The sequence below is a fragment of the Mesorhizobium sp. M7A.F.Ca.CA.002.15.2.1 genome (assembly GCF_003998715.1).
Classification (GTDB): domain Bacteria; phylum Pseudomonadota; class Alphaproteobacteria; order Rhizobiales; family Rhizobiaceae; genus Mesorhizobium; species Mesorhizobium ciceri.
On record NZ_RZPI01000271.1, the window covers coordinates 1 to 6,903 of the forward strand.

At 59.0% G+C, this 6,903-nt stretch carries 5 protein-coding genes and 2 pseudogenes; 5 read left to right on the forward strand and 2 right to left on the reverse strand.

All coding sequences use genetic code 11. The features are described 5' to 3' along the window. The coding region (locus ENZ74_RS16570; protein WP_127312870.1) for an amidase family protein at positions 1–975 on the forward strand (975 nt) is incomplete at its 5' end. An 808-nt stretch (positions 976–1,783) separates the two neighbouring features. Here the strand turns inward: ENZ74_RS16570 and ENZ74_RS35710 are convergent. Further along, positions 1,784–2,089, reverse strand: a complete 306-nt coding sequence (locus tag ENZ74_RS35710; RefSeq protein WP_164548505.1) for a hypothetical protein — start codon at positions 2,087–2,089, stop codon at positions 1,784–1,786. A 2-nt stretch (positions 2,090–2,091) separates the two neighbouring features. Here ENZ74_RS35710 and ENZ74_RS16580 point away from each other — a divergent pair, with 2 nt between their 5' ends. From ENZ74_RS16580 to ENZ74_RS16590, 3 genes and pseudogenes are all read left to right on the forward strand, one after another. After that, on the forward strand, positions 2,092–2,421 hold the full coding sequence (locus ENZ74_RS16580) for an ATP-binding protein (RefSeq protein ID WP_272482847.1): 330 nt from the start codon (positions 2,092–2,094) through the stop codon (positions 2,419–2,421). A gap of 771 nt (positions 2,422–3,192) precedes the next feature. Next, positions 3,193–4,200, forward strand: a complete 1,008-nt coding sequence (locus ENZ74_RS16585; protein WP_063169333.1) for an ATP-grasp domain-containing protein — start codon at positions 3,193–3,195, stop codon at positions 4,198–4,200. A 188-nt stretch (positions 4,201–4,388) separates the two neighbouring features. Further along, positions 4,389–4,669: pseudogene (locus tag ENZ74_RS16590) on the forward strand (integrase core domain-containing protein); the annotation flags it as partial. A 48-nt stretch (positions 4,670–4,717) separates the two neighbouring features. Here the strand turns inward: ENZ74_RS16590 and ENZ74_RS35145 are convergent. Continuing rightward, a complete protein-coding gene (locus ENZ74_RS35145; RefSeq protein WP_063169335.1) occupies positions 4,718–4,957 on the reverse strand; it encodes an IS110 family transposase in 240 nt (79 codons plus the stop codon). A gap of 209 nt (positions 4,958–5,166) precedes the next feature. On the opposite strand from ENZ74_RS35145, the pseudogene ENZ74_RS16600 reads away from it, so the two are divergent. Continuing rightward, positions 5,167–6,371, forward strand: a pseudogene (locus ENZ74_RS16600) (IS110 family transposase). Positions 6,372–6,903: the final 532 nt, after the last annotated feature.

Genomic DNA, 6,903 nt, shown 5'->3' on the forward strand with positions numbered 1-6,903 from the left:
TGGAATCCTGACCTGACACCAGGCGGGTCGTCGGGAGGGGCGGCAGTTGCGGCTGCGCTCAACCTTGGCTTTCTTCATCAGGGTAGCGACGGCGGGGGATCAATCCGGATACCGGCGAGCTTCACGGGGACCTTCGGCTTCAAGCCAACCTTCGGCATCGTTCCGCAATGGCCAGCTAGCGCCATGACAACGCTGTCTCATTTGGGGCCGGTGACCCGCACCGTTGCGGATGCGATCCTGATGATGAATGTGATTGCACGAAAGGACGCTCGCGATGGCTATGCGGGTCCGGCGTACCTAGGTCTCGACCCCGATCCAGCAAAGACCACCATCAGGGGCCTGCGGATCGGCTACAGTCGGAACCTCGGCTATGTCAAGGTGGCGCGAGATATCCAAAACGTTACCGATAATGCGATCGACCAGCTTCGAGCTCTTGGGGCCGAGGTGGCCGAAGTCAATCCGGGATTTGCGGATCCGGTGGAGGTGTTTTCTACATTCTGGTTCGCTGGCGCCGCCCGTATTGTGTCACGAATGAACAAACAGCAAAGACAATTACTAGATCCTGGCTTTCTGGAAGGTGCCGAACGCGGGCTGAAGATCACCCTTACCGAATTTCAGGAAGCTGAGGCGATGCGGTTCGAGCTCTCCGCTCTGATGGCGAAGTTCCACGAAAATTACGATCTCTTGGTCACACCGACGATGCCTATCGCGCCGTTCCCCGTCGGGCGAAATGTGCCGGATGATAGTTACAAGGGGTGGGTGGACTGGACGCCCTTCACCTACCCTTTCAACTTGACCCAGCAACCAGCAGCATCGATTCCATCGGGCCTGGATGATCAAGGGCTGCCCGTCGGGCTACAACTGGTCGGCGCGCGCTATTCCGACACCTCCGTCCTAGCCGCGGCATATACGATCGAAAGTCGCCTGGGGCTTCCTTCTTTCGCGAGGAGCAGATTCCACGCTGCCACCCCTTAAAACTTGAGACTGCCGCGCTCAAGCACCTGACGGCCTCCAAGCGGTCAAGCCACGGACGCGAATGTCATTCGATAAAGGGGCGCGGCGTCATAGATGGGCAGTCCTGTCCTACGACGGATTGCTGACGTCACCATCGGGGACAATGTACATTCAAATAGGAGTGCGTCAATCTTGGGATGTGCGGCGCGAAGTCGCGACACAGACTGCAACCCGGGGACTCCATTTCGGTAACACTAGCCGGCCGCGTATTACCTTCGATGCCGCCGATGGCTACTCTTGCCCCTGCGGATGAATCCATGCCCAGCAGCTCTTCGCCGCAGTGTCTTGAGTCTGCGGCCAGACGGCGAGCTTTGCGCCGGCCGGAAGCTGCCGGAGGAGCGTGGGCGCCAGTAGCAGGCTCGACATGGCCACGGGAAGTTTGACAGACGTGGCCAGTGCAGCCTGGCACCAGATACTGAAGCCGCAGTCCCTGGTTATCGCGACGGCTCCGCGCTCAACCAACCGCCTGGCAGCTGCAATGTAGGCCGGCTCGAGAGAGGCATCGCCAGGACTGACCCTCTCCGCCAAAGCCCCGGCCGCGGTCTCTATTATAATTGGGAAGTCGAAGTTGCCGGGTTGAAGACCGACCCCGATGCGGTGGCGGAAATTCACCAGGGCGCAAGTCCGATCTCCAGCCTGTGATTTTTGCAACACTGGCCATCCAATGAGGATCCAACTGCCGTCTGATCGTGACAATTCAGCTGCGTCAAATGCCTTTGCCGCCAAGATGGCGCGTATCGTCAGGTTGTGCTGACCAAGCTGGGACGCTCTACGAGCGCAGGAATCCTGCATTCGCCTGACGCTTCCGGCTCGGTTGCAAGGCTCGGGAATAGTAATGACGAAACAGTGGATCAGCACGCCGTAAGCCCAGTGCAAAAAATGCGGGCTTCGTGCCGAACCTTTTTTTGGAACGGCGGGCGCGGATCTCATCATTGAGATTACCGGAAAGCCTGTCCGGACTTTTCCGAAGCCGCACTGTTATCCTGTTCGAGAGCGACGCATCGATGGTTCCTTTCCCCGCCTCATCGACAAGCTCACCCGTGTCCACTTGGCTCATCCACGACGACTTCGGCAACCATGCTCTCTCCGATCAGCAGCGCTTCCACCTCTTCGAAAATCGTCGAGGAGCGCTATCAGAGAAAATCCACCCTGATCACCGCCCAGGTCCCCGTGGCAAGCTGGCACGACCTTATTAACGACAGCACGGTCGCCGACGCTATACACGACCGCTCGTGCACAATGCACACCGCATCGCCCTTCAGGGCGAGAGCATCCGAAGAAAAAAGCCTCGGCCCTCTTGACCGACTCCGAGAACACCGAAATCAATCAGCCCTACAGCAACCAGGCTGCCGAGGACCAACCTCGACGAACTGTCGGACTTTTGTGAAAACGCTGTCCGGGAATTAGCGGAATCGCTGTCCAGCTTTTGAAGCGCGCAATAACACTATGGCCGTCATCGAAATGAGCAAGGCGAAGTGCTGATTGCCGCGTTTGTTCCGGGATTAAGCGCCAGCCTCTCAAGAAGATTTATGCCGACTCGCCATCATTGTTGAAACTGCTGCAGCGCTCGCACGTTGAAGCCGGCCAGGCCGGGCATACGATTATGCGGATCGCCTTCGCCCAACTTCAATTCTGGACGCCAGGGCTCGATGTAAGGGACCGGCGAGCGTCAAAAGACTGCGGATGGGTCGCCGCTCGTCCCCTGGGATACGATCTCTGTCGGATTTTGTCGCGCCTGCGACATAGTGGTTGTGCGGGCCAGTTTAGTACCTGATATGACCGTAAGTTTGATATCAAACTCAAAGCACTGGCCGACGTGCATTTTGCGAGGTTGGCACGGTTTTTGAAGCGATCATTTCGCGTCGGAGCGCTCTCATCCGCCGGTTATCATCTGTTTTGGCATAAACCCTGCATAAGGCTTTATTGATGGTACCGCAACCCAACTCGCCGTCTTTCGAGCTACTTGGGCAAAAAGAGCACCGCCAGCGGAAAGGGTCGGGAACCGGAGAGGGAACCGGGTGGTGGACCTATGTTTGTGGAGGGGGTTGTGAAAAGGGTCAGCCATGGTGCTTCGAGCCTCTTGTACTCGTGCAGGTCGTCAATGTTGATATAGCGGTTGGCCTCCATCCAGTTTTCATTGGTTTCGTGACAGCAGACAAACGTCAAAGGAGATAGCTCATGCGAGTAGCCATCGTAACGAACAGTGATTTCAACGGTGTGATTAACCGGTTCGGTCAGCCTTGTCCGCAGCCGCCGCAGCCTTGGCCGCATAGCGGCACGTTGGAAGATGTGGTGGCGGCACTTCAAGAGGGCGGCCACGAGACGGTAGTGTGTGAAGGCGATAAAGGACTGCTCGCCAGTCTCGAGCGGTTCATGCCACCTGATCCGCAAGGTCGCCCCTCGGGAATGGTCTTCAACTTGGCGGAGGGAATTCAGGGCGAAAAGCGTTACACTCATGTTCCTGCCATGCTTGAGATGGCCGGTGTTCCATACACTGGATGTAGCCCCTTCGGGATTGGGCTGACGGGAGACAAAGTCATTACCAAAATGCTCATCCGCGATCAGGGCGTGCCGACTCCGAACTTTCGCGTGATGCGTCGCGGCACCGAGAACACCGGCGACCTGAGATTCCCAGTGGTAGTGAAGCCGCGGGAGGAGGACTGCAGCTTCGGATTGCAGATCATACATGAACACTCTAAGTTGCGGCAGGCCGTCGAAGTGATCGTCACGCAGCATGCTCAGGATGCGCTAGTGGAGGAATACATCGAGGGGCGGGAAATCTGCGTTGCGTTGCTCGGAAACGGGGAGCCCGAAGTTTTGCCTCTAGTGGAGCAGGACTTCGGTGACCGCGAAACGCGTGTTATGAATTGGGATGCGAAGTACGTGGCGGCCGCAGCGGTGCCCAAGATTTGCCCGGCGAAAATCGAGAGCGGGCTTGAGACGATGTTACGGGATATTTCGGTTGCGACCTTCCGTGCCTGCCACTGCCGGGACTATGCCCGCGTCGATTTCCGGATCGATCGCTCAGGCCAACCGTTTGTCCTAGAGATGAACTCGGTGCCGGCCCTTGGTATACACTCCAGTTATGGCACAGCTGCAACGGCCGGCGGACACAGCTTCGTAAGCTTGATCAATCGCATCCTCAATGTCGCCCACACCCGCTATTTCGGAATCGGCGTCTCATAGTGGATTGATCGGATCAAAAGAGTCCGATTTCGGGATTCCGTTTTGCGGTTTGGCGTGCGAGTTAGATGCATGCGCAATAGCATCCCCCTTCACCGTTTTGGCCAGCGACCGTCAGCGCCTGCAAGCGCTCGTCGCGGCGCCAGGAAGCCCGCAAGCACGTTCGGGGGCCGCATCGTCGCGCTGTGCTTCGAACCACGAAGCCAAAGCATACTTGGACCACCGGCTAGGTCGAGCGAATGAACCGCACCATCAAGGACGCGACGGGCAAGCGTTTCCACTACGACGATCATGACCAACTGCGTCGGCATCTTGCCGACTTTGTTGCGGCCTACAAATTTCGGCCGCAGGCTGAAGGCCCTCAAAGGTCTCACCCTACGAGTTCATCTGCAAGGCATGGGCTTCCCAGCCCGAGCGCTTCACTCTCAATCCGCTCCACCAAATGCCTGGACTTGTCTATTCGGCGTGTTGAAGTCAATCCCATTCAAGCTTCCTAGGCTGACCTGCCGACGCGATTATCCTAGCCTGATTGATGTAACCGCGGCGTCAAACCGAGATACGGCCCCACGTCCTTCGAATTCCTGAAGGGGGCAGGAATATCGACCGTGGCGTTGAAACCCAGTGCAACGATAGGGCCGACGCCCAGCACGGTCATCAACCGCCTGCAAACCGTGTCACCCCTCACGATCGACAACAGTCTTTCGTGTAGCACCGTGAACTGCTCGCAAAGTTTCCGACGGGCGGTGAGCAACGTCTCCATGATGTCTCGAGTTCCGGAATGTCACCGGAAGGGTCCCGGATGCGATCCGCGAATTTGCCGGCCGTCGACAATGCCAACTTTGAGACCGAAGTTACGAAACAGGCCACGGATGTCGTTCTCGATGGCGATGGCCTTTTCCTGAAGCGACTTGAGGGCCGTCAGCAGCGCCCGGCGATTCTGGGTCGTCAGCGTCTTGACAGTAAGACCGTATGTCCGCCTCTGCCGATGAGGTGGCTCGCCCTACACTGCGCGTCCGAGGGTTGCTCGGACGGGCCGAGCCGATCCTCACCACAGGAGGACGAGCCGTGGCGGATTATAGAGAAGCATTTGTCGGAATCGATGTTGCGAAGCTTAAGAACGCTATTGCGATTGCGGAGGCAGGCCGGGAAGGAGAGGTTCGGTTCTTCGGTGAGGTCGACGCGTCGGCGACCAGCATGCGGCGGGTCATAGGCCGGATCGCCAGCCGCTTTGATTACGTGCATTTCTGCTATGAGGCTGGGCCGACCGGGTACGGCCTTTATCGCCTGATCCGGTCGCTCGGGCACGAGTGCACCGTGGTTGCACCATCATTGATACCAAGGAAGCCCGGCGATCGGGTGAAGACGAACCGTCGAGACGCCATTTCCCTTGCCCGACTATTGCGCGCCGGCGAGCTGACCGCGGTGTGGGTTCCCGATGAAGGGCACGAGTCCATACGGGATCTTGTTCGCGCGCGGGCGGGCGCGGTCGAGACGCTGCGGGTCCATCGCCAGCAGGTGAGCGCATTCATGCTCAAGCACGGCCGTAGCTATCCGCGAAAGAAGAGCTGGACGATGCGCTATCTACGCTGGCTTCAGGAACAAGGTTCGATCATCCCGCGCATCAGATCGCACTCCAGGAGATGGTCGAGGCGGTGCGCGTCTCGAAAGAGCGGGTCGAGCGGCTGGAGCGTGTGATCGAAGAGTTCGTCCCGGCCTGGTCGCTGGCACCGATCGTGTGGGCGCTTCAGACATTGCGTGGGGTAGACCTAATTGTCGCCGTGACGTTCGTCACCGAAGTCGGCGACGCCAGCCGGTTCGAAAGCCCACGCCAGCTCATGGGATATCTCGGTCGGGTCCCCGGCGAGCGCTCAACCGGGGAGACAGTCCGGCGCGGCGGCATCACAAAGGCAGGCAACGGTCGGGTTCGCCACATGTTGGTCGAGAGCGCCTGGACCTATCGACATCCGCCCAAGGTCGGGAAGGCGAAGCTATACCGGTTGGAGCAGGCGTCACCGAAGGTGCGTGAGATCGCCTGGAAGGCGCAGTCCCGCCTGACAGCCCGCTACCGCATGCTGAGCGCTCGGGGCAAACGGACAACGGTCGTCTGCACCGCGATCGCCCGTGAACTGGTCGGCTTTATGTGGGCAGTCGCAAGGGAGGCGCGCGTCACCTGATCGCTCGCCGCGATGGCGCACATATCGCGCATGGGCGGAGGCGGGACCACGGCAGGGGAATGCCCGTCAGACGCTTTGTGGCCGGCAAATCGACCGACGCCCGCAGTAAGATAGGAACAGCCCCGGACGCACAATCGGGAATGCGGTAGCCAACCCGCGCATCAGAGCTTGATCACCGACGTCCTTCAGTTCCGCCTCCCCACCCATGCGCGATCATCAGAATGAGCAGCCGTTCCTCGGATCGGGCGACCTCATGCGTTCCAAACCTTGACAGCGGACATCAGAGCGGTGTTTCCGGACCACCTTTCGGGAGTGGTCGCGATCTGTGAGGTTGCCGATCCTGTATTGGGATCGGAGATCGGCTTGTGTCTGGACTTGACCTTACGCTTGACCCGGAGCGGCAGCTTCGGCGTTTCGAGGTGATCAACGGTGCCGGCGGTCGGCGTCACTGGTCGGTGGATGACAAGGCGCGGATCATCGCAGAGACGTTGGAGCCGAATGCGATCATTTCCGAGGTCGCCCGCCGTTATGG